1 protein-coding gene is annotated in these 435 nt (G+C 45.3%); it reads left to right on the top strand.

Translation table 11 applies throughout. The features are described from left to right. On the top strand, nt 1–291 hold a 291-nt coding region (locus tag J1781_RS00235; protein WP_217233002.1), incomplete at its 5' end, for a hypothetical protein. Nucleotides 292–435: the final 144 nt, after the last annotated feature.

Raw genomic sequence — 435 nt, 5'->3', positions numbered from 1 at the left:
GGCAATGCGCCTGCACTCAAAGATGAAGTACAGCTAGGTAGTATTGCGGGGGTTCGTTCGGTGGGGCTTGGCAAAGTGGTATTGCCTCGTAACCGTCAACTTGCCAAGCTTGAGCCGCATCTCCAGCCCAATGACGGCACGGTATTTGTGCATGAAACCCAGCTTGCCGCTGCCAAAGACCATATCACCGTCAATGCGTCCCATACGGGACTCCTGATAAATGATGAAGTAGCGATACAAATCCATCACTTTTTGCAACAAGGGCATTTTTTGCATACAAAAAATTGTTGAGACAAACTAGGGTTAAAAACCCGTCAATTCAAAGTTTTTTTAAGAATTACGTTGGGGCAAAATGCTATAATCATCCAAAGTTTTTTAGGCGCTCTATTGAGCGATGATGTATTTAGCCATCATCCATTGAGCGATGGTCAGGCA

The organism is Rahnella perminowiae (assembly GCF_019049695.1).
GTDB lineage: Bacteria > Pseudomonadota > Gammaproteobacteria > Enterobacterales > Enterobacteriaceae > Rahnella > Rahnella perminowiae.
This window is presented reverse-complemented; position numbering and strand designations above follow the sequence as displayed.